We start from the raw sequence: 24600 nt of genomic DNA on the forward strand, positions 1-24600 counted from the left end.
GCCTGGCCGGTCAGGGCGTCAGAGCCCCGGGAGTTCAGATCCCGAGCCGGGCCGCGAGGAAACGCGCGGTCCGGCTCCCCGGCGTCCGGGCCACCTCCGCAGGCGTCCCCTCGGCGACGATCCGGCCGCCCTCCGCGCCGCCGCCCGGCCCCAGGTCGAGCACCCGGTCGGCGGTCGCCACCACGTCCATGTCGTGCTCGACCACGACCACCGTGTGTCCGGCGTCGGCGAGCCCGTGCAGCTGCCGCATCAGCACCTCCACGTCCGCCGGGTGCAGCCCGGTGGTCGGTTCGTCGAGGACGTACAGGGTGTGCGCGCGGCGCGGCCGCTGCAGCTCGGCGGCCAGCTTGATGCGCTGCGCCTCGCCACCGGACAGCTCGGTGGCCGGCTGCCCCAGCCGCAGGTAGCCGAGGCCCACGTCGAGCAGGGTGCGCAGCGGGCGGGCCGCCGCCGGCACGTCGGCGAAGAACTCCGCGGCCGCCTCCACCGTCAGGTCGAGCACCTCCGCGATGGTGAGCCCGCGCAGCCGCACCCGGAGCGTCTCCGGGTTGTAGCGGGCGCCCCGACAGTCCGGGCACGGCGCGTACGTGCTCGGCAGGAACAGCAGCTCCACCGAGACGAAGCCCTCGCCCTGGCAGGTCTCGCAGCGCCCGCCGGCCACGTTGAAGGAGAACCGGCCCGCCCTGTAGCCGCGCTCCCGGGCCTCCTCCGTCTCCGTGAACAGCTTGCGCACCACGTCGAACAGCCCGGTGTACGTGGCGAGGTTGGAGCGCGGGGTCCGGCCGATCGGCTTCTGATCGACCGTCACCACCCGGTTCACGTCACCGCTTTCCTCCGCGGTCTCGGTGAGCGCACCGACCAGCGTCGACTTGCCCGACCCGGACACCCCCGTCACCGCCGTGAGCACCCCCAGCGGGAACACGGCCTCCAGGCCTTGGAGGTTGTGCCGGGTCACCGGCCCGACCGTCAGCTTCCCGGACGGGCCGCGCACCGCCCGGTCCGGCACCGGCTCCGGGGCGAAGAGGAAGCGGCGGGTCGCCGACCCGGCCACCCCGGCGAGCGCCGCCGGGGGCCCGCTGTGCAGCACCCGCCCGCCGTGCTCACCGGCCCGCGGCCCCACGTCCACCAGCCAGTCGGCGTGCCGCACCACGTCCAGGTGGTGCTCGACCACGAACACCGTGTTCCCCGCCGCCTTCAGCCGGTCGAGGACCACGAGCAGCGCCTCCGTGTCCGCCGGGTGCAGTCCGGCGGACGGCTCGTCGAGCACGTACACCACACCGAACAGGCCGGCCCGCAGCTGGGTGGCGAGCCGCAGCCGCTGCAGCTCCCCGTTGGACAGCGTCGGCGTCGCCCGGTCCAGGCTGAGATAGCCGAGTCCCAGCTCGGTCACCGTCGCGATCCGCGCCACCAGGTCCTCGGTGAGCACCCGGGCCGTCTCCGAACCCTCGTGCGCGGCCAGCGTCCGGGCGAGCGCCGTGAGCGGCAGCGCCGCGAGTTCCGAGATCGTGCTGCCCGCGATGGTCACCGCCAGAGCCTCCGGCCGCAGCCGGCTGCCCCCGCACACCGGGCACTGCGCGCTGGTCAGGAAGCGCTCGGCCTTCGCCCGCAGCGTCGCGCTCTTCGAGTCGGAGAAGGTGTGCATCACATAGCGCCGGGCGCTCATGTACGTGCCCTGGTAAGGGCGTTGGATACGGTTCGCCTCGCGCACCGGGTGGACCGTCACCACCGGCTGCTCGTCCGTGAACAGGATCCACTCCCGGTCCTTCGCATCGAGCTCCCGCCACGGCCGGTCCACGTCGTGGCCCAGCGTGTCCAGCACGTCCCGCAGGTTCTTGCCCTGCCAGGCCCCCGGCCAGGCCGCGATCGCGCCCTCCCGGATCGACAACCCCGGGTCCGGCACGAGCAGTTCCTCGCTCGTCTCGTGCACCCGACCCAGACCGTGGCACGAAGGGCACGCCCCGGCCGCCGTGTTGGGGGAGAAGGCGTCCGAGTCGAGCCGCCCGGCGCCCGGCGGATAGGCGCCCGCGCGAGAGAACAGCATCCGCAGCGAATTGGAGAGCGTGGTCACCGTGCCCACCGAGGAGCGCGCGTTCGGCGCCGCCCGCCGCTGCTCAAGCGACACCGCCGGCGGCAGCCCCGTGATCTCCCCGACCTTCGGCGCCCCCACCTGGTGGATCAGGCGTCGGGCGTACGGCGCGACCGACTCGAAGTAGCGCCGCTGCGCCTCCGCGTAGATCGTGCCGAACGCCAGCGACGACTTGCCCGAGCCCGACACCCCCGTGAACACGGTGAGCGCGTCGCGCGGGATGTCGACGTCGACCCCGCGCAGATTGTGCTCACGCGCGCCCCGCACCCGCACGAACGGATCACGGGCCGCGGCGGGGCCGAGGGGGAACGGGTCGGTGCGGTCGGTGCCGGTGTCGCGCATCCGCCGAGTCTAAGCCCGGCTTGCCGCGTTTGCCCTGGTCAGCCCCGCCAGCCGGGCCAGCGCACGGTACGAGTCGAGGAGCGCGCCCCGGTCGTGGGTGCTCGTCGTCACCAGGACCTCCTGCGTGCCCGTCTCCTCGACCGCCCGCGCCAGCTGCTCGGCGACCTGCTCCTCGGTGCCGTACACGTGCCCGCGCAGCCCGTCCTCGTACAAGCCGCGCTGCCTCTCCGACATCGGCAGCGCCTCGATCCGCTCCGGCGCAACGAGCGCCGGGAAGACGCCGACCGTCCGTGCGTACGCCATCGACCAGGCCTCCGGCATCAGCAGCCGGCGGGCGCCCGCCTCGCTGCCGGCCACCACGACCGTGCCCGCGACCATCACATACGGCTCGGCCGACCACCCGGAGGGGACGAACGCCGAGCGGTACGTCTCGACGGCCTCCCGCACCCGCGCCCGGCCACGTAGGTCCCCGATCACCAGCGGAAGCCCGGCCGCCGCCGCGATCCGGGCGCCCTCGCCGGTCGCGAGCACGTACGGCGGCACCCGCAGCCCCTCCGCGGGCCGGGCGTGCACCTGCGGATGCGTGCTCTGCGTGCCGGTGAACCAGCCGAGCAGTTCGTCCAGTTGCTCCGCGAACCGGTCCGCGTCCTCCTTGTCCCGGCCGAGCGCCCGCCGGATGCCGTCGGTGAAACCCACCGAGCGGCCGAGCCCCATGTCGATCCGCCCGGGGAACAGCGACTCCAGCACCCCGAACTGCTCGGCCACCACCAGCGGCTGGTGGTTCGGCAGCATCACCCCACCGGTGCCCACCCGGATCCGCGAGGTCGCCCCGGCGACGGCCGCCGCGAGCACCGTCGGCGCGGACCCGGCGACCCCGGGCACGCTGTGGTGCTCCGCGACCCAGAACCGGTGGAAGCCCAGCTCCTCCACCTCCCGGGCCAGGCGCACCGTGTCGCGCAGCGCCCGCCCGGGCTCCTCACCCTCCCGGGTACGGGAGCGGTCGAGCACCGAGAAGCGGATGCCGCGGATCGCCTCGGGGATCGTCGTCAGGCTGCTCACTCCCCTTCCAACGCCTCCCGGCCCGAGGGATTCCCGCCGACCGGGCCGGAGGAGCCCCGCCTACGCTGGGGGAGTGACCCGACAGCACAGGCCCGTGGCCGTCTTCGACCTCGACAACACCCTCGCCTCGACCGCCCACCGGCAGCACTACCTGGAGGGCCGCCCGCGCGACTGGGCCGGATTCTTCGCCGCCGCGCCCAAGGACCCGCCGCTGCCGGAGGGCGTCGCCCTGTGCCGGGAGAGCGCCGAGGAGTGCGACGTGGTCTATCTCACCGGGCGGCCCGAGCGCTGCCGCCGGGACACCCTGGACTGGCTCGCCGCCCAGGACCTGCCGGAGGGCCCCGTCCACATGCGCCGCGACCGGGACTTCCGCCCGGCCCGGCAGACCAAGCTGGAGGTGCTGCGCCGGCTGTCCCGGGAGCGCACGGTGCGGATGCTCGTCGACGACGACGAGCTGGTCTGCGACGCCGCCGAGGCGGCCGGCTTCACCGTGGTCCGGGCCCGCTGGGCGGTGCCGTCGGAGGCGCTGCGCGAGGCGCAGGAGACGGAGGGGCGGACCTGACGGACGCCCCGCGGTACGGAGGCGGGCGCCGGATCCTCCCGGCGCCCGCGCCCATCCCGTAGAGGTCCCCTGGAGGACTGGGCCGTCTCTTCCGGATCGGGGCCGGACGGGCCCTGGGGGGTGTCTCGCCCCCTAGCTCTCGTCCTCCAGGCGGAAGCCGACCTTCAGGCCCACCTGGTAGTGCTCGATCGCGCCGTCGACGAGGTGGCCGCGGACCTCGGTGACCTCGAACCAGTCGAGGCCCCTCAGGGTGTGGGAGGCGCGTTCGACGCCGTTGCGGATGGCCTGGTCGACGCCCTCGGTGGACGTGCCGACGATCTCGGTGACGCGATAGGTGTGGTTCGACATGGGAGCCGGACTCCTCTCGGTGCCCTACGTGGGTTCCCTCCACCGTGCCCCAGACGGGAGCGGTCCGCGACACGTCGGCGTCCGGTCCGGCGAGCGAGGAGCGCACGGGAAGCGCGCGAGAAGCGGATGGTCCAGGACTTGACCATCGCTTTGGTCCAGACCAGAATCCAGGCCACATACCCGAGCGAACCTCCCGTCAGGTCCCCCCACACGTCGGGTCAGCCCCCATGCCGTGGCCTCCCACCAGGTGCCACGCACTGGACCGCAGAAGGTGACCTACGTGAAGAACCGCCGTCTCGTCTGTCCGCTGGCAGTCGTGTCCGCCCTCGCCCTCGCCGGCTGCGGACTGCTCCCCGGCGGCGGCGACAAGACCCGCACGGTGAACCTCTGGCTGATGCGCGACAGCGTCAGCGACGACTTCCTCCAGCGCTTCACCGAGGCCTTCGAGGCCGAGCACGAGGACATCGAACTGGAGGTGACCATCCAGGAGTGGACCGGCATCGGCAAGAAGGTCACCGAGGCCATCACCGGCGAGGGCGGACCCGACGTCATCGAGGTCGGCAACACCCAGGTCGCGCAGTACGCGGACACCGACAAGCTCTACGACCTCACCCTGGAGTCGGTCCGCGACCTCGGCAGCGAGGACTGGCTGCCCGGTCTCGCCGAGCCCGGCAGCATCGACGGCGCGCAGTACGGCATCCCCTGGTACGCCGCCAACCGCATCGTCATCTACAACAAGGCCCTGTTCGCCGCCGCCGGCGTCAAGCCGCCCAAGAACCGGAACCAGTGGCTCGACGACACCGCCAGGCTCAACGACGGCGGCACCCAGGGCATCTACCTGGCCGGCCAGGACTGGTACACCCTCTCCGGCTTCATCTGGGAGGAGGGCGGCGACCTCGCCGTCGACAAGGGCGGCGCCTGGGCCGGTGCCCTGGACAGCCCGGCCGCCCTGCGCGGCATGGACTTCTACAAGCGCCTCCAGGCCCTCGGCGACGGCCCCAAAGACGCCGACGAGCAGACCCCGCCGCAGGCCGACGTCTTCGCCAAGGGCGATGTCGCCCAGATGATCGCCGCGCCGAGCGCCATCACCGCCATCACCAAGGCCAACCCGCAACTCAAGGACAGACTGGGCTTCTTCCCCATCCCGGGCAAGAGGGCCGGGCAGCCCTGCGCCGTCTTCACCGGCGGCTCCGACCTGATCATCCCGGACAACGCGCCCGACCGCACCGCCGCCCTCGACGTCGTGAAGGCGCTCGCCGGAGAGAAGTGGCAGGGCGAGCTCGCCCGCGCCATGAACTACGTGCCCAACAAGAAGTCCCTCGCCTCCCTCGTCGCCGGTCAGGAGGCCACCGCCACCATGGCCGTCGGCGCCGCCCGCGGCCGGGCCACCCCCAACTCCCCGCAGTGGGCCGACGTCGAGGCGGACAACCCGATCAAGCCCTACATGACCGCCGTCCTCTCCGGCGAGGACCCCGCGCAGGCAGCGCAGCACGCCTCCGAGGAGATCACCGACGCCCTCGGCGAATAGCCGCGGCGCCCGGGGCGGGGCCGCCGGTGACCGTCCCGGCTCCGCCCACCATTCAGCGCCTCCACACCAACCGGCCCCCGTCCGGTCACGTCGAATCCAGTCGGTCGCGGAAGAAACGAGGGGCCGGGCCACCGCTCGCACGGCCCGGCTCCGACCGTCCCCGTCCGCACCGCCGGAGGAGCCCGACATGGCCGCCGTACCCCTCGCCCAGCCCGTCGCCGAACCCCTGGCCGCGCCCCTCGCCACCGTCCCGGCCCAGCCGCGGGCCGACGGCGCGCCGCAGCCCCGCTACGTCGTGGGCCTCGCCGCGAACCAGGAGCACGTCCGCGCCGCCCAGCGGCTGCGCCACCTCGTGTTCGCCGGAGAGATGGGCGCCCGCCTCGACGGCCCCGAGCCCGGCCTCGACAGCGACGCCTTCGACGCCTACTGCGACCACCTGCTCGTACGCCAGGAGGACACCGGCGAGGTCGTCGGCACCTACCGCATCCTGCCGCCCGAGCGCGCCGCCGTCGCCGGCCGGCTCTACTCGGAGAGCGAGTTCGACCTCACCCGGCTCGCCCCCATCCGCCACGACCTGGTCGAGGTCGGCCGCTCCTGCGTCCACCCCGCCCACCGCAACGGCGCCGTCATCGCCCTCGTCTGGGCCGGCCTCGCCCGCTACATGACCCGCACCGGCCACAACTGGCTGTCCGGCTGCTGCTCCGTCCCGCTCGCCGACGGCGGCACCCTCGCCGCCACCACCTGGGACGCCGTCAGGACCAAGCACCTCGCCCCCGAGGAGTACTGGGTCACCCCGCACCGCCTGTGGACCCCCGACAGCGCCGCCCCGCCCGCCGCCGGCAGCCGCGCCGACCTGCCGCCGCTGCTCCGCGGCTACCTGCGGCTCGGCGCCTGGGTCTGCGGCGCCCCCGCCCACGACCCCGAGTTCGGCGTCGCCGACCTCTACGTGCTGCTCTCGCTGCGCCGCACCAACCCCCGCTACCTGCGCCACTTCCTCTCGCTCGCCCCGGCCCCGCTCGCCCCGGGCCGGTGAGCACCCCGGCCGTCTCGCCGTGGCTCCCCACGGCGCCGTGCACCCCGGGCCGGTGCGCCGCCCACCCCGGTGCCGCCGCCCCGCGCGGCGGCACCGCCGCGGGCGCGTTCCGGCTGGCCACCGGCCTCGCCGCGGTGCTCCTGGGCGTGCTGCTCGCTCCGCTCGCGGCCCCGCTGCCCGCCGCCGCCCGGCTTCTGCTCGTCCGGCTGTGGTGCCGCGGGGTGCTGCGGGCCTTCGGGGTACGGATCCGGGTCACCGGCCGGCCCGTGCCCGGCGCCGGTCCGCTGCTCGTCGTCGCCAACCACATCTCGTGGCTGGACATCCCGCTGGTCGCGGCGGTGCTGCCGGGCCGGATGCTGGCCAAGCGCGAGGTGCGCGGCTGGCCCGTGCTCGGCCCGCTCGCGGCGCTCGGCGGCACCGTCTTCATCGACCGCGACCGGCTGCGGAGCCTGCCCGGCGCCGTCGCCACCATGGCCGGCGCGCTCGGCGCCGGCGGCCGGGTGATCGCCTTCCCGGAGGGCTCCACCTGGTGCGGCCGGGCCCGTGGCCCGTTCCGCGCGGCCGCCTTCCAGGCCGCTGTCGACGCCGGGGCCGCGATCCAGCCGGTACGCCTCCACTACACGCCCGTCGGCCCCGCCGGTTACGTCGGCGAGGACTCTCTCGGCGCCTCGCTCTGGCGGATCGCGACCACGCGCGGACTCGTCGCCGAGATACGGCTCCTGGAGCCGCTCTCTCCGGCGGCCGAGGTCCCGGACCCTCCGGGCCGGGGTGCCCGCCGGAGCCTGGCCCGCGCCGCGGAGGCGGCCGTCGCGCTCGACCCGGCCGCCCCCACGCCGCCGCGGGTCCCCCTTCAGACCACCGCCGCCAGCGAGAGCGCGAACCGCCCCCGCTCGTCCGTCCACCAGTGGGACGGCGCGAACCCGGCGGCCGTCAGCTCCGCCCGTACCCCCTCCTGACGGAACTTCGCCGACACCTCCGTCCGTACCTCCTCACCGGCCTCGAACGGCACCACGAGATCCAGCTCCCGGATCTTCACCGCGAGCGCGTGCCGGGCCCGCAGCCGCATCTCGATCCACTCGCGCTCCGGGTCCCACAGCGCCACATGGTCGAAGTCGGCCGGGTCGGCGTCGGCGCCCAGCTCCCGGTTCACCACCGCGAGCACGTTCTTGTTGAACGCCGCCGTCACCCCGGCCGCGTCGTCGTACGCGGCGACCAGCGTCGCCTCGTCCTTCACCAGGTCCGTGCCGAGCAGCAGCGCGTCGCCCGGCAGCAGTGCCGCGCGTACCGCCCGCAGGAACTCCCGCCGCTCCTCGGGCAGCAGGTTGCCGATGGTGCCGCCGAGGAAGGCCACCAGACGCGGACCGGTGGTCGGCGGCAGCACGATGCCCTGGGTGAAGTCGGCGACCAGGGCGTGCACCCGCAGCGCCGGCCGCTCGGCGAGCAGCGCCTCGCCCGCGCCCGTGAGCGCGGACTCGCTGACGTCCACCGGGACGTACGACTCCAGGCCGGGCAGCAGCGCGTCGAGCAGGTGCCGGGTCTTCTCCGAGGAACCGGAGCCCAGTTCCACCAGGGTGCGGGCCCCCGTCGCCGCCGCGATCTCCGGCGCGCGGGCGATCAGCACCTCCCGCTCGGCCCGCGTCGGGTAGTACTCGGGGAGCCGGGTGATCTCCTCGAACAGCTCGCTGCCGCGCGCGTCGTAGAACCACTTCGGCGGCAGCTCCTTGGGCATGCGGGTCAGACCGTGGAGAACGTCGGCGCGCAGCGCGGCGTCCATGGCGTCCTCGGCGAGGGTGCGGGTCAGCTGGAACGGGCTCACGGGGAGGGCTCCTCGATCGGAGTGAGGACGACCCCGCCGGGGCCGGTGGTGAGGACCGTGCGGTCCGGCACCTCCGTCCAGCCCGGATGGGCGTCGTACGGTTCGGAGGCCACGACCGTCCGGCCGGGCCCGGTCAGGTACCAGAGCGAGTCCCCCCACGTACTGGCGGCGACGGTCGAGCCGTCTGTGAGCAGCAGATTGAGCCGGGCGCCGGGTGCCGCCCCGGCCACCTCCCGCACGGTCGCGGCGAGCGCGTCGCCGGGCGCGGTCCCGGCCCGCAGCCGGTGCAGGACGAGCGCCCACACGAGCGCGGAGTCGGTACGGGCCGCCAGGTCGAGGAGCACCGCAGCCGGCAGGGTCGCCGCGACCGGCACGAGTGAACCGGGCCAGCCCGGCACCGCCCCGTTGTGGCTGAACAGCCAGCGGTCGGCCGCGAACGGCGCCGCCGCCGCCTCTCCGTCCGCCCCCGGCAGGGTCGCGCCCCGCACGGCGGCGAGCAGCGCCCGGGTGCGCACCACCCGGGCGAGGTCGGCGAATCCGGGATCGCCCCAGATCGGCGCCGCCCGCCGGTAGCGGGCGGGCACCGGATCGCCGTCGGCGTACCAGCCGACGCCGAAGCCGTCGGCGTTCACGGTCCCGCTCGCCTGGGTGCGCGGAGCCCAGGACTGGTGCTCCAGGGAGTGCGGCGGCCGCAGCAGCAGATCGCCGAGCGCGACCGGTGCCCCGACGAACGCGAGATGCCGGCACATCAGGCGGGCTCCGCGTCACGGGCGGTGCGGAACCCGGCGAAGATCTGCCGCCGCACCGGAAGGTCCCAGTTGCGGAAGGTGCCCCGGCACGCCACCGGGTCCACGGCGAACGAGCCGCCGCGCAGCACCTTGTGCTCCGGTCCGAAGAAGACCTCCGAGTACTCCTTGTACGGGAAGGCCGTGAAACCCGGATACGGCAGGAAGTCGCTCGCCGTCCACTCCCACACGTCGCCGATCAGCTGGCGCACCCCGAGCGGCGAGGCACCCTCCGGATAGCTCCCGGCGGCCGCGGGCCCCAGGTGCCGCTGTCCCAGATTGGCGTGTACGGGCGCGGGGTCGGCGTCGCCCCACGGATAGCGGCGGGACCGGCCGGTCGCCGGGTCGTGGCGGGCGGCCTTCTCCCACTCGGCCTCGGTGGGCAGCCGGCGCCCGGCCCAGCGCGCGTAGGCGTCGGCCTCGTACCAGCTGACGTGCAGCACCGGCTCGTCCTCGGCGACCGGCGCGGTCACCCCGAAGCGACGGCGCAGCCACTGTCCGCCCTCGCGGCGCCAGAACAGCGGCGCCTCGATGGCGTGCCGGCGGATCTGGTCCCAGCCCTCGGGCCGCCACCAGCGCTCGTCGCGGTAGCCGCCGTCGGCCATGAAGGCCTGGTAGGCGCCGTTGGTGACGGGCACGGTGTCGATGTGGAAGGAGGCCACGATCCGGGTGTGCGCGGGCCGTTCGTTGTCGAGCGCCCACGGCTCGTCCGAGGTGCCCATGGTGAACGGTCCACCGGGGATGAGGACTTCCTGCGGCATCGATGTTTCGTCGGTGGTGGCCGGCGGGGGAGGCGCGGTGAGCGCGGCCGGGCCCTTGCGGAGCTGATGGGTGATCAGCATCGTCTCGTCGTGCTGCTGTTCGTGCTGCGCGATCATCCCGAAGGCGAAGGCCGCGTCCACCAGCGGGCGGCCCTCCAGGCGGGTGCCGTCGAGCACGTGCAGGATCCGGTCGCGCACGTCCGCCGCGTACGCCCGCGCCTCGGCGGGGGCCAGCAGCGGCAGCGACGGCCGGGTGGCCCGCGGGTGCTCGAAGGCGTCGTACATCGAGTCGATCTCGGGCCGCAGCGCCGCACGGCCGCCGACCGCCCGCCACAGCCATTGCTCCTCCTGGTTGCCGATGTGCGCCAGGTCCCACACCAGCGGCGACATCAACGGCGAGTGCTGGGCGGTCAGTTCGGAGTCCTCGACGCAGGAGGTGAGCAGCGCGGTGCGCTCGCGGGCCCGGGTCAGCGCCACCGTCGTCCGACGCTTCAGATCCTGCTCGGCGGGTGCGGTCATGAGGCCACCTCCAGCTGCTCGTCGGCCGGGCAGCCGCCCGGCACCACGTACCGTGCGTGGAACGCGGCGACCGCGCCCACCACTTCGGGCGTCGCGCCCGTCCGGGGCAGCGCGTCGAGGGCCGCCTCGAAGACGGTCAGCGCCGCCTTGTGCAGGGCCGGGTCCGTGAGTCCGTCCCGGGCGGCGGTCCGCCACAGTGCGTTGCGCGGCGCGGGGCCGTCCGCGGCGAGCGCCTCCAGCGGCTCGACCGCCTGATGGGCGGCCGCGGCGGCCCGGGGATCGTCGAAGAGGGCGGTGGTGACCGCGAGCGGCACCATCCAGCCGTCGGGTCCCGGCTGTGCGTCGATCATCCGCAGCTCCAGATGCCCGCGCGGCCGGACCGGCGGGAACAGGGTCGTCAGGTGGTAGCGCAGATCGTCCGCGTCCGCCCGGCGCGGCAGACCCGAGCGCAGCCAGTCCCGGAAGGTCAGCGCCTCCGGCACCGCCCAGGGGCCGTTCGGCGTGCGCACGCACATCACCGGGGTGTCCAGGACGTGCGCCGCCCACTCGGCGCGCGGCTCGCCGTCCGGCGACGGGGCGAGCGCCCGGGTCGGATCGAGGTCCGTCCACAGCGCCTGCCGGGTCGACCGCCAGCCGGTCCGGCGCCCGCCGTGCACGGGCGAGTTGGCGAACGCGGCCACCAGGACCGCGCCGAGCAGATGCGCGAGCCGCCAGCGGTCGCGATAGCCCAGCGGCCCGTCGTCGTCGAGCCCGGCGTCCAGACAGACCTGCACGGACGCCGACTCGCACATCATGGCCCGTCCGGCCGGACCCGTCCGGCCGAGGGCGAGCTCCATGGCGTCGTAGCGCGGCTCGTGCAGCACCCGCTCGCGCGGCGCGTGCCACGGGTCCACCCCGTAGCCGCTGAGGCCGAGTCCGAGCGGGGCGAGCGCCTCCCGTACCGCCCGCAGATCCGCGGCGAGGGAGTCCAGGCACTCCATGAGGGAGGCGGCGGGCGGCGAGCTCAGCTCCAGCTGCCCGCCGGGTTCGAAGGTGAGGGCCGCCACCAGCGGCACGGCCCGTACGGTGTCGATCGCCGCGGCCAGCCGGCGCGGCGGGACGGGACGACGGGGGTCACGCAGTTCGTGGACGAGCCATTCCAGCTCCGCCCCGACCGCGCGCGGCGGCCCCGTCTTGAAACAGATGCATCGCAGCAGGTCCTCGGCTTCCTCCTCGGTCAGAGGGGGACCGCCCCGGGGTATGCCGCTCGACGACGGTGTCGTCATCGCTCCACCTCCTGGGAAAGCGCTGCTGGGGAAGCGCTGGTTCCACCTAAAGCCACCCGGCACGGGCGTGCAAGGGCGCCTCACGAGCCCCAGGTGTGCGTACGGCGCAAAATCCGTTGCCGTCCGTCACGGCTCTCGATCATGCTCTCCACACATGAGCGCACGACTGCGGGCCCTCGCCCGTGAGAACGAGGACATCGTGGCGGCCGGCCACTACACCGGGCCCGGCGGCCGGACCGTCCTCCTCGCCGAGCCGCTGGCCGCGGCCCTGTCCGGAACCCGGCTGTACGGCCCCGGGCCCGTCCCCGTCACCCCCGGCACCGACCGTACGACCACCCTCGCCGTCACCGGCGAGAGCAGCCTCGCCGCCGCCCGCCGGATGCTCCGCGAGAAGCCGGACGAGCGGGTCGCCGTCCTCAACTTCGCCTCCGCCCGCAACCCCGGCGGCGGCTACCTCAACGGCGCCCAGGCCCAGGAAGAGGCCCTCTGCCGCTCCTCCGCCCTCTACACCACGCTGCTGCGCGCGCCCGAGTACTACGAACACCACCGCGCGGAAAGAGACGCCTTCTACACCGACCGGGTCATTCACTCGCCGGCCGTCCCCGTCTTCCGCGACGAGCGCGGCGGGCTCCTCGACGAACCCTTCGCCGTCGGCTTCCTCACCTCGCCCGCCCCCAACGCGGGAGTGATCCGCCGCCGCACCCCCGAACTCGCCCACCGGGTTCCCGCCGCTCTCGCCGCGCGGGCCGAACGCGTCCTGGAGACCGCCGTCGCGCAGGGCTACCGCCGGCTGGTCCTGGGCGCCTGGGGCTGCGGCGTCTTCCAGAACGACCCCGCCGAGGTCGCGGGCGCCTTCAAGGTCCTGCTCACCGGCGACGGACGGTTCGCCCGTCACTTCGACGAGGTCGTCTTCGGCATCCTCGACCGCACCCGCGACCGGGCCACTCTCGGCGCCTTCCGCCGGGTGTTTCCGCCGACCGGCGTCTGACATGCGCCTTTCGTACCCCCGTGCGAGTCTGGGAGGAAGTTCCCCGACCACGGGAGGCACGATCGTGGGCAAGAAACAGACCCGGGTCAACAAGGGCGCCCGCACCGGAGGGCACGAACACCGCGAGACGGCCGTGGCCAAGGAGAGCTCGCGCTCGTCGGCGCCCGAGGCACCCCGCCCGGCCATCGACGTCCCGTCCCACCGCAAGGAACGGAAGTTCGGGCACAACTGAGACAGGATCCGGAGGCGCGTGATCCCCATCGGGGCGACGTGTGCATGATGAGCACCCAGCACGCTCGTCCCAGGGGGGAACATGCGCCGCACCACGTTCGGAACCGTCCTCGTTCTGACCGCCGTCACGCTCGGCGGCCTCACGGCCTGCACCTCGACGGATCCCGCGCCGGACGCCGGCTCGCCGAAGGCCGGGGCGGCCACCAGGTCCACCCCCACCGCACCGGTGCGCGTCGAGGACGGCTTCATGCCCGACCTGGTCGGCGTCTCGGTCATGAGCGCCTACGGCCGGCTGTCGGGCTCGATGCGTTTCGAGGACGTCTCGGGTCAGGGCCGGATCGTCCCGGTCCAGTCCGGCGCCGCCGAGGAGTGGAAGGTCTGCACCCAGACCCCGGCGCCCGGCGCCGCAGTCACCGATGGCCAGGAGATGGTCATCGGCGCGGTGAAGAACTCCGAGGACTGCTGACGACGCGGACCGCTCACGACACGGATCGCTGACGACGCGGACCGCTGACGACGCGGAGGGAGGGGCCCGGCTCGCCGGGCCCCTCCCTCCGCGTTCCCCCTCCTACGAGTCGTCGCCGACGGTGATCTCCTCCGTACGCGGCGCGGGCACGGCCTCCGCCGCCGGGGCGGCCGGTGCGGTGGGCGACGGACCGCCCGGGTTCATGTTGGCGAGCAGCTGACGGGCCAGGCCCAGGCCGGTCCCGCCCATGGTGAGCGCCTTGGCGAACATGTCCGCCATCCCGTCCGCGCCGTTGAGCAGCACCATCTGGTCGACGTTGCCGAACGCCGAGGCACCCGCCTCCACGATCTCCGGCCACCTCTCGGCCAGTTGCTGCGCGACCACGGCCTCCTGGTTCTCCGCGAGCGCCGCCGCCCGCGCCTTGATCGCCTCGGCCTCGGCCAGACCCTTCGCCCGGGTCGCCTCGGCCACCGCGAGACCCTTGGCGTGGGCCGCGGCGGCCTCCGCCTCACCGGTCACCCGGGTGGCCGTCGCCGTCGCCGCGCTCGCCAGTTCGGTCTTGCGGGCCTCCGCCTCCGCGGCGAGGATCCGGGCGTCGCGATCGGCCGCCGCCAGCGTCCGCTTCTCGTACGCGAGGGCGTCGGCCGGCTTGCGGACCTCCGCCTGGAGCTGCTGCTCCTTCCGGTTGGCCTCCAGCTCGGCCACCCGGGTCTCCTGGACCACGACCTCCTGGCGCGCGGCCGCGTCCGCCAGCGGCCCGGCCTGCCGGGCCTTCGCGCCCGCCTGGTCCCGCTCGGCCTGGTAGCCCGCCTGCAGGATCTCGCTGTCCCTGGTCGCCTCCGACATGCGCGCGGCGGCCTGCTGCTCCGCCTCCGTCGCCCGCCGGTTGGCCTCCGCCTGCGCGATGCGCGCGTCGCGCTGCACGGCCGCCGCGTGCGGGGCCGCCAGGTTCTTGATGTAGCCGGTGGGGTCGTCGATCTCGTGGATCTGCAGCGAGTCCACGATCAGACCGAGCTTCTCCATCTCCGTGCCACAGGCCGCCCGTGCCTGCCCGGTCAGCTTCTCCCGGTCACGGATCATGTCCTCCACGGTCAACCCGCCGACGATCGCGCGGAGATGACCGGCGAAGACGATGTGGACGCGCTCCGACATCAGCTTCTGCTGGTCGAGGAAGCGGCGGGCGGCGTTGGCGATCGACACGAAGTCGTCGCCCACCTTGAAGATGACGACGCCCCGCACCTTCAGCGGAATGCCCTGGTGCGTGACGCACTCCACCGACAGCTGCGTCTCGTTGAGGTCGAGCGACAGCTTCCGCACCGCCTGGACACCGGGCAGTACGAGCGTGCCCCGGCCGGTGACGATCCGGAAGCCCATCCCCTCGCCGAGGCCCTCGTTCTTGTGGTTCGAACCCGAGATGATCAGCGCCTCGTTCGGTTCCGCGACGCGCCACATCAGTTTGAACAGAGCGATCAGAACGGCGAGGGCGCCGACGACGCCACCCGCCAGGATCCCGAGGCTCATTGCACAGGTCCCCCTTCACCGGAACCGAGCGGTTCCGGTGAAGGGAGTGTGCGCCCGGTGCCGCCCGGCACTCAATGGATCGGTCAACTGTCGTACGCGGCTGTGACATACACGGTGCGTGGAGGGAGATGTTCCATGACCATCACGACCGTCCCGGGCTCGATCCGGTCCTTCCCCGCGGCCGGGTAGGCGAGGAAGTGCTCGGCGCCGCCCCGGATGCGGACGATCACCTCACCGACGAGGCCGGGGCCGACGGTGCCGGTCACACGGCCGAGCAGACCCACCATCGAAGTGTCGTCGTCCATGACCGAACGGTAGACCTTGTGCGGCACCCGAGTCCGGCCATCCGCCAGACCCTGCGCCGGATCGTTCTGGAAGGATGCCGGATCGATGAGTCGGTCACCCGAACGGCATTCCGCCGGTCCGCGGTCCGCCGGACGCTCCGTCCCCACCAGCGCCGACGTCGCACGCCTCGCGGTGGTCTCGCTCGGCCCCGTCCACCTCACCCCGTCCGGCGTCGACGTGCTCAAGCGCGCCGGCGCCCACTCCGTCGTCACGGACCTCACCCGGGTCGGCCGGGAGGCCGGCGCCCACCTGGTCGCGCGCGGCTGCCTGGCCATCGGCGTGATGCCCGAGGAGCCGGGTCTGGAGGGTGCATGAGCTGCTCGGCTCGCGGTTGGTCGTGCGTGAGTCCGGCTGGCGGCGGCGCCCCCGCGGGCCGGCCCGGCTGCGCCGTACGGCATCGGGTCCGGCCTCCGGCCTCCGGTCGGGCGGCGGGGTGCGGGCGGGCGGCTTAGCGTCGGTGCATGAGGACACATCCGAAGCGTTTCGAGATCCTGCTGGTCCCGGCGCACGTGGAGAACCGGGGCACCGCGTCCGTGGAGGACAGCGCCGTCCGCTCGGCGGTGGTCGAGGCGACCGGCCGCACCGGCGAGACCGGGTACCCGATCTACGAGGGCCACGGCCTGGTGGCCGACATCGACCCCGAGACGCGGACGGTGGAGGCGCTGCTCGTGGACGGACGCGAGCTGGACTACGGCCTGACGGCGCTGATCAGGGGACCGGAGACGGGCCGCCGCGCGGCCGGGGGCGGGAGCTGAAGGGCTGCCGCGAGGCCGCCCGGGGCGCGCCGGTGGGCGTTGACAGGAGCCGCGGGCGGGGCGGAGACTCGGGCGGGCGAGGGCGAAGAAGCCTTCACCAGGCGAACAGGAGCCGTCGTCGGTGTCCGTCCGTTCGTCCGGGCCGTTCCGACACAGGGCATGTGGGAGAGAACCGATGAGCATCCGCGACGTCTACATCGTCGACGCCGTCCGCACTCCGATCGGCAAGTTCGGCGGTGTGCTCTCCTCCGTGCGCCCCGACGACCTCGCCGCCCACGTGGTGAGGTCCCTCGTCGCCCGCACCCCGGACCTCGACCCGGTCCTGATCGACGACGTCTACTTCGGCGACGCCAACGGCGCCGGCGAGGACAACCGCGACGTGGCCCGGATGGCCGTACTCCTCGCCGGGCTGCCGACCTCCGTGCCCGGCGTGACCGTCAACCGGCTCTGCGGCTCCGGCCTGGAGGCCGTGATCCAGGCCGCCCGCGCCATCGCGCTCGGCGACGCCTCGGTGGCCGTCGCCGGCGGCGTCGAGTCGATGTCCCGCGCCCCCTGGGTCCTGCAGAAGCCCGAGCGCGCCTTCCCGGCCGGCCACCAGCAACTCCACTCGACCACCCTCGGCTGGCGCATGACCAACCCGCGGATGCCCGCCGAGTGGACCGTCGCACTCGGCGAGGGCGCCGAACTCGTCGCCGACAAGCACGCCCTGAGCCGTGAGGCGCAGGACGCCTTCGCCCTCGCGAGCCACCAGAAGGCCGCCGAGGCGTGGGCCAAGGGGCTGTACGACGGCGAGGTCGTCCCGTACCAGGGCGTGGACCTCGTACGGGACGAGTGCATCCGCGACAACACCTCGATGGAGGCCCTGGCGCGCCTGAAGCCCTCGTTCCGCCCCGACGGCGGCACGGTGACGCCGGGCAACGCCTCTCCGCTCAACGACGGGGCCGCCGCCCTCCTGCTCGTCGACGAGGCCGGCCTGCGCGAGACCGGCCGCGAGCCGCTGGCCCGCATCCGTGCCTCCGCCGTCACCGGCATCGAGCCGCAGCTCTTCGGCCTCGGCCCGGTCGAGGCCGTGCGCCGGGCCCTGGAGAAGTCCGGCCGCGGCTTCGGCGACCTGACCACCTTCGAGCTGAACGAGGCCTTCGCAGCCCAGTCCCTGGGCTGCCTCGCCGAGTGGCCGGAACTCGACCCCGCCGTGGTCAACCCGCGCGGCGGCGCCATCGCGATGGGCCACCCGCTCGGCGCCTCGGGCGCCCGCCTCGCCGGCGCGGTCGCCCACCAGCTCGCGGCGGCCGGCTCCGGCACGGGCCTCGCGGCGCTCTGCATCGGCGTGGGCCAGGGCCTGGCCCTGGTCCTGGAGCGCTGACGGTACGTACCGACCGCGCGCACGGCACACGACACGGCGTACGAGAGGAGCGGCCCGGTCCACCGGGGCCGCCCCTCTCACACCTCGGCCGTGCCTACTGCTGACCGGCGGCCTGCGCCTCGGCGATGGACTTGCGCACCTCGTCCATGTCCAGCTTGCGGGCCTGACCGATCACGTCCTCCAGAGCCGCCTCCGGCAGCGCGCCGGGCTGCGCGAACACCGCGACCTTGTCGCGGACGATCATCAGCGTCGGGATCGAGCGGATCTCGAACGCGGCCGCGAGCTCCTGCTGCGCCTCCGTGTCCACCTTGGCGAAGACCAGGTCGTCGTGACGCTCGGAGGCCGCCTCGAAGACCGGTCCGAACTGACGGCAGGGACCGCACCAGGAAGCCCAGAAGTCGATCAGGACGAATTCGTTCTCGCTCACGATCTGGTCGAAGTTGTCCTTGGTGAGCTCTACGGTGCTCATGCTGCCTGCCTTCCGTCTCCTGGCGGTTGCCTTGCGGTCCCCTGGGGACTCGTCCGGCACAACGGCGTACCGGGCCGCGGTATTCCGCGCCGATCCGCGCCGCCGCCCGCAGACTGGTCTGCATGACACGAGCGGCGGAACACGAGCAGACGCACGAGCGCGAGTACGACGTGGTGGTCCTGGGCGCGGGACCCGTGGGCGAGAACGTGGTGGACCGGGTCCGGGCGGCCGGGCTCAGCGCGGCGGTGGTCGAGAGCGAGCTGGTCGGCGGGGAGTGCTCGTACTGGGCCTGCATGCCCAGCAAGGCCCTGCTCCGTCCGGCCATCGTCCGCTCCGAGGCCCGCAGGGTGGCCGGACTGCGCGCCCACGCGTACGGTCCCCTGGACGCCCAGGAGGTCCTCGCGCACCGCGACGAGGTGGTCGGCAACTGGCAGGACGACGGCCAGGCGTCCTGGGTGCGGTCCACCGGCGCCGACCTCTACCGCGGGCGCGGACGCCTGCACGGCCCGCGCCGGGTGACCGTCGACGGCGCCGAGGGCGACCGCCATCTGCTCACCGCCCGGCACGCCGTCGCCGTCTGCACCGGCAGCCGTGCCGTCCTGCCCGAGCTCCCCGGCCTCACCGGCGCCCGGCCGTGGACCAGCCGCGAGGCCACCAGCTCCGAACGCGTGCCCCGGCGCCTGGTCGTGGTCGGCGGGGGAGTGGTCGGCACCGAGATGGCGACGGCCTGGCAGGCGCTCGGCGCGCACGTCACCATGCTGGTCAGGGGCGACGGACTGCTGCCGCGCATGGAGCCCTTCGCGGGCGAGCACGTCGCCGCCGCGCTGACCGAGCGCGGCGCCGACATCCGTACCGGGGTGTCGGTCTCCGCCGTCGTACGGGACGGGAGCAGCGGCCCCGTCACGGTCGTCCTGGAGGGCGGCGACCATGTCGAGGGCGACGAGGTGCTGTTCGCGACCGGCCGGCGCCCGCGCACCGAGGACATCGGCCTGGAGACGGTCGGCCTGGAGCCGGGCTCCTGGCTGTCGGTCGACGACAGTCTGCGGGTCGACGGGCACGACTGGCTGTACGCGGTCGGCGACGTCAACCACCGGGCGCTCCTCACCCATCAGGGCAAGTACCAGGCGCGGATCGCGGGCGCCGCGATCGCCGCCCGGGCGAAGGGGGCGGACGCCGTCGACGGTTCGGCGTGGGGTCCGCACCGGGCGACGGCCGACCACGCCGCCGTCCCGCAGGTCGTGTTCACCGACCCGGAGGCGGCGGCCGTCGGCCTGAGCCTCGCGGCGGCCGAGCGGGCGGGGCACCGGGTGCGCGCCGTCGACCTCGACCTGAGAGGGGTCGCGGGGGCGGGGCTCTACGGGCAGGGCTACAAGGGCCACGCGCGGATGGTCGTCGACCTCGACCGCGAGGTCGTCCTCGGCGCCACCTTCGTGGGCCCCGGCATCGGCGAACTCCTCCACTCGGCCACGATCGCCGTCACCGGCGAGGTCCCGATCGCCCGCCTCTGGCACGCGGTTCCGGCCTACCCCACCATCAGCGAGGCCTGGCTCAGGCTCCTGGAGGCCTACCGGGACGGAGCGGGCTCGGCATGAGCCCGGGGGAGCGGGTCAACGAGTACGACGCCACCTGCGCCCACTGCGGCGGCCCGGTCCCGGCCGGCACCGGCCTGCTCCGCCACGCCGCCAAGGGCTGGGAGGTCTACCATCCGCGGCACGCCCCGGCCCCCGGCCCGCCCCCACCCACGGGCCACCCCGGCTGGCACCACCGTCCCCTGCTGTCCCTGGACATCACGACCACGGGCCACCGCTTCGCGGTCGACCGTGTCCTGGGGGCGGCGCTGCGGGGGAGCGACGGGCGGGAACGGGAGTGGGTGGTGGACGCGGCGGTGGGGCCGTCGCCCGACCGGTCGGCCCTGCCCCCGGCCCGGGCGCTCGACGAGATCGCGGGCCTGGTCACCGACCACCTCGCGTCCGGCGAGCTCCTCGTCGTCTGGTTCGCGCCGTACGTCCTGACCACCCTGCACGCCGAGCTGCTCCGCCACGGCCTCGCCCCGCTCACCGCCCGGCTCCCCGCCGGGGTCGCCCCGGTCTGCGACCCCCTCGTCCTCGACCGGCACACCGACCGCCACCGCCCCGGCCGCCGCACCCTCCACACCGTCGCCGAGTGGTACGGCATCCCGCACCCCGCCCCCGGCGATCCCGCCTCCGACGCCGCCGCGGCACTCGCCCTCGCACAGTCCGTCCCTGCCTCGTACCCCTCCCTCGCCCGCCTCTCCCGCCCCGCCCTCCACACCGAACAGATCCTCTGGTACGCGGAACAGACGACCCGCCACCCCGACGCGCCCGCCTGGCCGTTCGAGGAGATCGAGCCCCTGCCCTGGGAGCCCCCCTCGCCGGAACCGCAGCAGAAGTGAGGACACGTCAGAGGCGCGGCGGCGGACGGGTCGGGCCGTCCAGAGGAGGTTTCGGCCACCCTAGGGAGTGAAGCGCGTCATGTCGTGGTCGTGCGCCCTACCGCGCGGGGCGGGCTCGCCTCACCATGGCCCTCGGCGGGACGGCTTCCGGTCTCCGCCCCCACGCGCCGACTCGAGGGCGGAGAAGATGACCGGCAGCCGCAGGGCGCTCGCCAGAGTGCTGACGATGTGTCTGTTCGTGGGCGGTGGCGGGATGTCGACCGCCGCGACCGCCGCCACCCCCTCGACCCGAGCCCCCGTCCCCGCCCCGGCGGCCCCGCGCCTCGCCGCCGACCAGACCACCATCTCGCACGACACCTTCCGCACCGGCTGGGACCGGGACGAACCCGGCCTCGCGCCCGACCAGGTGTCCAGCTCCGACTTCGGGCAGCAGTTCTCGACCACCGTCGACGGGCAGGTCTACGCGCAGCCGATCGTCGTCGGCTCGACCCTCGTCGTCGCCACCGAGAACAACAAGGTGTACGGACTCGACGCGGCCTCCGGGAAGGTCAACTGGACGAAGAGCACGGGCGCCCCCTGGCCAGCGGCCGCGATCTCCTGCGGCGACCTCGTCCCGAACATCGGCGTCACCTCGACGCCCGTCTACGACCCGGCGAGCGGTGCGCTCTACCTGACCTCCAAGGTGAACGACGGCGCCGACGACCAGCACCCGAGCTGGTACGTGCACGCGCTCGACCCCGCCACCGGCGCCGAGCGCTCCGGCTGGCCCGTCAAGATCGCCGGCGCGCCCGTCAACGACCCCGGGCGCGCCTTCAACCCGTACACCGCGGCCCAGCGCCCCGGACTGCTGCTCATGGGCGGCTCCGTGTACGCGGCCTTCGCCTCCCACTGCGACCACGGCCCCTACGTCGGCTACGTCCTCGGCGTGAACACCGCCACCCGCCGCACCACCCTGTGGGCCACCGAGGACTCGTCCGCCAACGGCATGGCCGGCATCTGGATGAGCGGCGGCGGCCTCGTCTCCGACGGGCCCGGCCGGATCCTCTTCTCCACCGGCAACGGCGTGACCCCCGCCCCCGGCCCCGGCACCTCGCCGCCCGGCCAGCTCTCCGAGTCCGTCGTCCGGCTCGGCGTCAACAGCGACGGCACCATGTCCGCCCAGGACTTCTTCAGCCCCGCCAACGCCAACCAGCTCGACCTCAACGACACCGACCTCGGCTCCGGCGGCCCCGTCGCCCTCCCCGGCGCGCCCTTCGGGACCAGCGCCCACCCGAACCTCCTCGTCCAGATCGGCAAGGACGGCCGCCTGTTCCTCCTCGACCGCGACGACCTCGGCGGCCGCGCCCAGGGGCCGGGCGGCACGGACAAGGTGCTCGGCGCCTTCGGACCGTACGAAGGAGTGTGGGGACACCCCGCCGCGTACGGCGGGCAGGGCGGCTACGTCTACACCATCGGCTCGCGCGGCCCGCTGCGCGCCTTCGCGTACGGGCTGACCGGCGACGGCCGGCCCGCGCTCAGCAACACCGGCCGCAGCCCCGAGACCTTCGGCTACACCTCCGGCTCGCCCGTCCTCACCTCCACCGGCACCAACCCGGGCTCCGCCCTGGTCTGGGCGGTCGCCGCGGACGGCGCCGGCGGGGCCAACGCCCAACTCCGCGCGTACGACGCCGTGCCCGTCAACGGCACCCTCAAACTGCGCTGGTCCGCGCCCATCGGCACCGCCGCGAAGTTCTCCGTCCCGGCCACCGACGGCGGACGCGTCTACGTCGGCACCCGCGACGGACACGTCCTCGCCTTCGGCCGCCCCGCCAACACCGCGCTCACCAGCAGCCCCGTCGACTTCGGCCAGGTCGCCGTCGGCTCCTCCGGCACCGCGACCGCCACCGTCACCGCCACCCGCGACGTCACCGTCGACGCCGTGACCACGCCCGCCGGCAGCGCCTTCACCGCCCGGCCGACCGGACTGCCGCGCACCCTGCGCACCGGCGAGACCTACTCCGTGCCCGTCACCTTCGCCCCGACCGCGCCCGGCGCCGACAGCTCCGTGCTCACCTTCGCCACCGACCTCGGCGACAGCGCGGTCGGGCTCACGGGTTACGGCACCCGGCCGGGCCTCCTCGCCTCGCCCGACGCCCTCGACTTCGGCACCGTCGCCACGGGCACCACCAAGTCCCTCGGCGTCACCTTTACCAACACCGGCACCCAGCCCGAGACCGTCACCGCGACCGCCCCGCCGGGTGCCCCCTTCACCGCCACCGGACTGCCCGCCGACGGCACCGTCGTCCCGCCCCAGCAGTCCGTCTCCGTGCAGATCGGCTACGCCCCGGCCACCGCCGGCGACCACACCGCGAACCTCTCCGTGACCGGCGCGAACGGCACCGCCGGCGTCACGCTCAAGGGCACCGCCGTGACCGGTCGGGCCCGGCTCACCCTCACCCCGACCTCCACCGACTTCGGGACCGTGAAGGTCGGCCAGTCCGTCACCAGGACCTTCGACATCAGCAACACCGGCAACATCCCGCTCACCATCACCAAGGCCAAGGCGCCCGCCGCGCCCTTCCACGTCACCGACCCGGTCAGCGAGGGCCAGGTCCTCGGCCCCGAGGACGTCATCCACCAGGCCGTGACCTTCTCGCCCACCTCCCTCGGCACCGTGAACGCCGCCTACCAGCTCACCGCCGACGACGGACAGGGCGCCCTGTCCGAGGCCCTGGTCGGCACCGGCGCCGCGGGTACCGGAGTCACCGTCCCCGGCCCCGACGCCGGCGGCTGGAAGCTCAACGGCGCCGCCCAGGTCTCCGGCGGCGACCTCCAGCTCACCCAGGCCACCGGCTGGCAGCGGGGCACCGCCGTCTGGCCCGTGCCCGTGCTCACCGACGGCCTCAAGGCCACCTTCACCACCGTCATCGGCGGCGGCACCGGCGCCGACGGACTCTCCTTCGCCCTGCTCGACCCGGCCAGAACCACCCCCACCGCCCTCGGCGCCGCGGGCGGCGGCCTCGGCTACAGCGGACTGCCCGGCACCGCCGTCACCTTCGACACGTACGACAACGGCACGGCCGACCCCTCCGCCAACTTCCTCGGCATCGCCACCGGCGGCACCGCCGACACCCTCACCTACGCCGCCACGACCACGAGCGTCCCCAACCTGCGCTCCGGCAGCCACGCCGTGAGCATCGCCGTCACCGGCCGCACCCTCACCGTCTCCGTCGACGGCACCCAGCGGCTCAGCACCTCCGTCGCGTCCCTCCCGCCGACCGCCCTGCTCGCCTTCACCGGCGCCACCGGCGGCCGCACCGACATCCACGCCGTCCGCAGGGCGACCGTCACCGCCACCGCCTACGCCGTCCCGCCGCCCGGCCCCAACGGCTGGACCTACAACGGCAGCGCCACCCTCTCCGGCACCACCCTCCAGCTGACCCCGCTCCAGACCTCCCAGCGCGGCTCCGCGCTCCAGGCCACCGCCGTCCCCACCGCCCGCCTCAAGGCCCGGTTCACCGCGACGATCGGCGGCGGCACCGGCGCCGACGGACTCGCCCTCCTGCTCCTCGACGCCACCCGGGCCACCCCCAAGTCCCTCGGCACCGGCGGTGGCGGCCTCGGCTTCAGCGGGCTGCCGGGCATCGCCGTCACCCTCGACACGTACGACAACGGGACGGCCGACCCCTCGGCGAACTTCGTCGCCGTGGCCACCGGCGGCACCGCCGACACCCTCCGCTACGCCGCCACCGCCACCAACGTGCCCAACCTGCGCTCCGGCAGCCACACCGTCGACGCCGTCGTCACCAGCACCGGACGCCTCCAGATCAGCGTCGACGGCACCCGCGTCATCGACGTCGCCGTGACCCTCCCCAAGAACGTCCTGGTCGGCTTCTCCGGCGCCACCGGCGGCCGTACCGACCGGCACGCCGTCAGCGGCGTGCGGATCGGCTACTGACCCCGGGC

Annotated in this window: 23 protein-coding genes; 13 read left to right on the forward strand and 10 right to left on the reverse strand. The window is 74.3% G+C overall.

From position 1 onward, the window contains the following. Positions 1-34 precede the first annotated feature (34 nt). Complete coding sequence (locus AB0M18_RS14975; protein ID WP_365757775.1) at positions 35-2428, reverse strand: excinuclease ABC subunit UvrA; 2394 nt, start codon at positions 2426-2428, stop codon at positions 35-37. Positions 2429-2437: 9 nt separating this feature from the next. Continuing rightward, positions 2438-3478, reverse strand: a complete 1041-nt coding sequence (locus AB0M18_RS14980) for an LLM class flavin-dependent oxidoreductase (protein ID WP_365758293.1) — start codon at positions 3476-3478, stop codon at positions 2438-2440. Between the two features lie 82 nt (positions 3479-3560). Here AB0M18_RS14980 and AB0M18_RS14985 point away from each other — a divergent pair, with 82 nt between their 5' ends. Next, positions 3561-4049, forward strand: coding sequence for a hypothetical protein (locus AB0M18_RS14985; protein WP_365757777.1), 489 nt, complete (start codon positions 3561-3563; stop codon positions 4047-4049). A gap of 132 nt (positions 4050-4181) precedes the next feature. Here the strand turns inward: AB0M18_RS14985 and AB0M18_RS14990 are convergent, their stop codons facing one another. Further along, positions 4182-4397, reverse strand: coding sequence for a dodecin (locus AB0M18_RS14990; protein ID WP_365757779.1), 216 nt, complete (start codon positions 4395-4397; stop codon positions 4182-4184). Between the two features lie 280 nt (positions 4398-4677). Between AB0M18_RS14990 and AB0M18_RS14995 the strand changes: the two genes are divergently transcribed. From AB0M18_RS14995 to AB0M18_RS15005, 3 genes are all read left to right on the forward strand, one after another. Continuing rightward, the gene (locus AB0M18_RS14995) at positions 4678-5925 is read left to right on the forward strand and encodes an extracellular solute-binding protein (RefSeq protein WP_365757781.1); all 1248 of its coding nucleotides are present in this window, start codon (positions 4678-4680) and stop codon (positions 5923-5925) included. Between the two features lie 187 nt (positions 5926-6112). Continuing rightward, positions 6113-6958: a GNAT family N-acyltransferase gene (locus tag AB0M18_RS15000; protein WP_365757783.1), complete on the forward strand. Its 846-nt coding sequence runs from the start codon at positions 6113-6115 to the stop codon at positions 6956-6958. Beyond that, entirely contained in the window at positions 6955-7914 is a 960-nt protein-coding gene (locus tag AB0M18_RS15005; protein ID WP_365757785.1) for a lysophospholipid acyltransferase family protein, read from the forward strand. Before AB0M18_RS15000 ends, AB0M18_RS15005 begins: the two co-directional genes overlap by 4 nt. Here AB0M18_RS15005 and egtD read toward each other — a convergent pair. The 4 genes from egtD to egtA are packed head-to-tail and all read right to left on the reverse strand — an operon-like array spanning position 7809 to position 12104. Then, positions 7809-8774 (reverse strand): L-histidine N(alpha)-methyltransferase, encoded by a 966-nt coding sequence (gene egtD, locus AB0M18_RS15010; RefSeq protein WP_365757787.1) that lies wholly within the window; start codon positions 8772-8774, stop codon positions 7809-7811. The genes AB0M18_RS15005 and egtD overlap by 106 nt on opposite strands. Then, positions 8771-9523 carry an ergothioneine biosynthesis protein EgtC gene (gene egtC, locus AB0M18_RS15015; RefSeq protein WP_365757789.1) on the reverse strand — a complete coding sequence of 251 codons (753 nt, stop codon included), beginning with the start codon at positions 9521-9523 and terminating at the stop codon, positions 8771-8773. The genes egtD and egtC overlap by 4 nt, the downstream gene beginning before the upstream one ends. Continuing rightward, positions 9523-10839: an ergothioneine biosynthesis protein EgtB gene (gene egtB / locus AB0M18_RS15020; protein ID WP_365757791.1), complete on the reverse strand. Its 1317-nt coding sequence runs from the start codon at positions 10837-10839 to the stop codon at positions 9523-9525. The genes egtC and egtB overlap by 1 nt, the downstream gene beginning before the upstream one ends. Next, positions 10836-12104: an ergothioneine biosynthesis glutamate--cysteine ligase EgtA gene (gene egtA / locus AB0M18_RS15025; protein ID WP_365757793.1), complete on the reverse strand. Its 1269-nt coding sequence runs from the start codon at positions 12102-12104 to the stop codon at positions 10836-10838. The genes egtB and egtA overlap by 4 nt, the downstream gene beginning before the upstream one ends. Positions 12105-12258: 154 nt before the next feature. Here egtA and AB0M18_RS15030 point away from each other — a divergent pair, with 154 nt between their 5' ends. The 3 genes from AB0M18_RS15030 to AB0M18_RS15040 all read left to right on the forward strand — a co-directional run bounded on the left by AB0M18_RS15030 (position 12259) and on the right by AB0M18_RS15040 (position 13789). Further along, positions 12259-13092 (forward strand): TIGR02452 family protein, encoded by an 834-nt coding sequence (locus tag AB0M18_RS15030; protein WP_365757795.1) that lies wholly within the window; start codon positions 12259-12261, stop codon positions 13090-13092. 64 nt (positions 13093-13156) lie between these two features. Then, complete coding sequence (locus AB0M18_RS15035) at positions 13157-13324, forward strand: hypothetical protein (RefSeq protein WP_365757797.1); 168 nt, start codon at positions 13157-13159, stop codon at positions 13322-13324. A gap of 81 nt (positions 13325-13405) precedes the next feature. Then, on the forward strand, positions 13406-13789 hold the full coding sequence (locus AB0M18_RS15040; protein ID WP_365757799.1) for a hypothetical protein: 384 nt from the start codon (positions 13406-13408) through the stop codon (positions 13787-13789). A gap of 102 nt (positions 13790-13891) precedes the next feature. Here the strand turns inward: AB0M18_RS15040 and AB0M18_RS15045 are convergent, their stop codons facing one another. Further along, positions 13892-15310 (reverse strand): SPFH domain-containing protein, encoded by a 1419-nt coding sequence (locus AB0M18_RS15045; protein ID WP_365757801.1) that lies wholly within the window; start codon positions 15308-15310, stop codon positions 13892-13894. 83 nt (positions 15311-15393) lie between these two features. Beyond that, complete coding sequence (locus AB0M18_RS15050; RefSeq protein ID WP_365757803.1) at positions 15394-15615, reverse strand: hypothetical protein; 222 nt, start codon at positions 15613-15615, stop codon at positions 15394-15396. An 85-nt stretch (positions 15616-15700) separates the two neighbouring features. Between AB0M18_RS15050 and AB0M18_RS15055 the strand changes: the two genes are divergently transcribed. The 3 genes from AB0M18_RS15055 to AB0M18_RS15065 all read left to right on the forward strand — a co-directional run bounded on the left by AB0M18_RS15055 (position 15701) and on the right by AB0M18_RS15065 (position 17773). After that, positions 15701-15970, forward strand: coding sequence for a hypothetical protein (locus AB0M18_RS15055; protein WP_365757805.1), 270 nt, complete (start codon positions 15701-15703; stop codon positions 15968-15970). Positions 15971-16116: 146 nt separating this feature from the next. Continuing rightward, on the forward strand, positions 16117-16410 hold the full coding sequence (locus AB0M18_RS15060) for a hypothetical protein (protein WP_365757807.1): 294 nt from the start codon (positions 16117-16119) through the stop codon (positions 16408-16410). Positions 16411-16585: 175 nt separating this feature from the next. Beyond that, entirely contained in the window at positions 16586-17773 is a 1188-nt protein-coding gene (locus AB0M18_RS15065; protein ID WP_365757809.1) for a thiolase family protein, read from the forward strand. Between the two features lie 94 nt (positions 17774-17867). Here AB0M18_RS15065 and trxA read toward each other — a convergent pair whose 3' ends face one another. Then, complete coding sequence (gene trxA / locus AB0M18_RS15070) at positions 17868-18242, reverse strand: thioredoxin (protein ID WP_365757811.1); 375 nt, start codon at positions 18240-18242, stop codon at positions 17868-17870. A gap of 122 nt (positions 18243-18364) precedes the next feature. Between trxA and AB0M18_RS15075 the strand changes: the two genes are divergently transcribed. The 3 genes from AB0M18_RS15075 (at position 18365) to AB0M18_RS15085 (ending at position 24592) form a co-directional block, all read left to right on the forward strand. Further along, positions 18365-19834, forward strand: coding sequence for an NAD(P)/FAD-dependent oxidoreductase (locus AB0M18_RS15075; protein WP_365757813.1), 1470 nt, complete (start codon positions 18365-18367; stop codon positions 19832-19834). Beyond that, positions 19831-20655 (forward strand): hypothetical protein, encoded by an 825-nt coding sequence (locus AB0M18_RS15080; RefSeq protein ID WP_365757815.1) that lies wholly within the window; start codon positions 19831-19833, stop codon positions 20653-20655. The genes AB0M18_RS15075 and AB0M18_RS15080 overlap by 4 nt, the downstream gene beginning before the upstream one ends. Before the next feature lie 187 nt (positions 20656-20842). Further along, complete coding sequence (locus AB0M18_RS15085; protein WP_365757817.1) at positions 20843-24592, forward strand: choice-of-anchor D domain-containing protein; 3750 nt, start codon at positions 20843-20845, stop codon at positions 24590-24592. The last annotated feature ends 8 nt before the right edge of the window (positions 24593-24600 follow it).

The organism is Streptomyces sp. NPDC051909, assembly GCF_040681095.1.
In the GTDB taxonomy this organism is placed as follows: Bacteria; Actinomycetota; Actinomycetes; order Streptomycetales; family Streptomycetaceae; genus Streptomyces.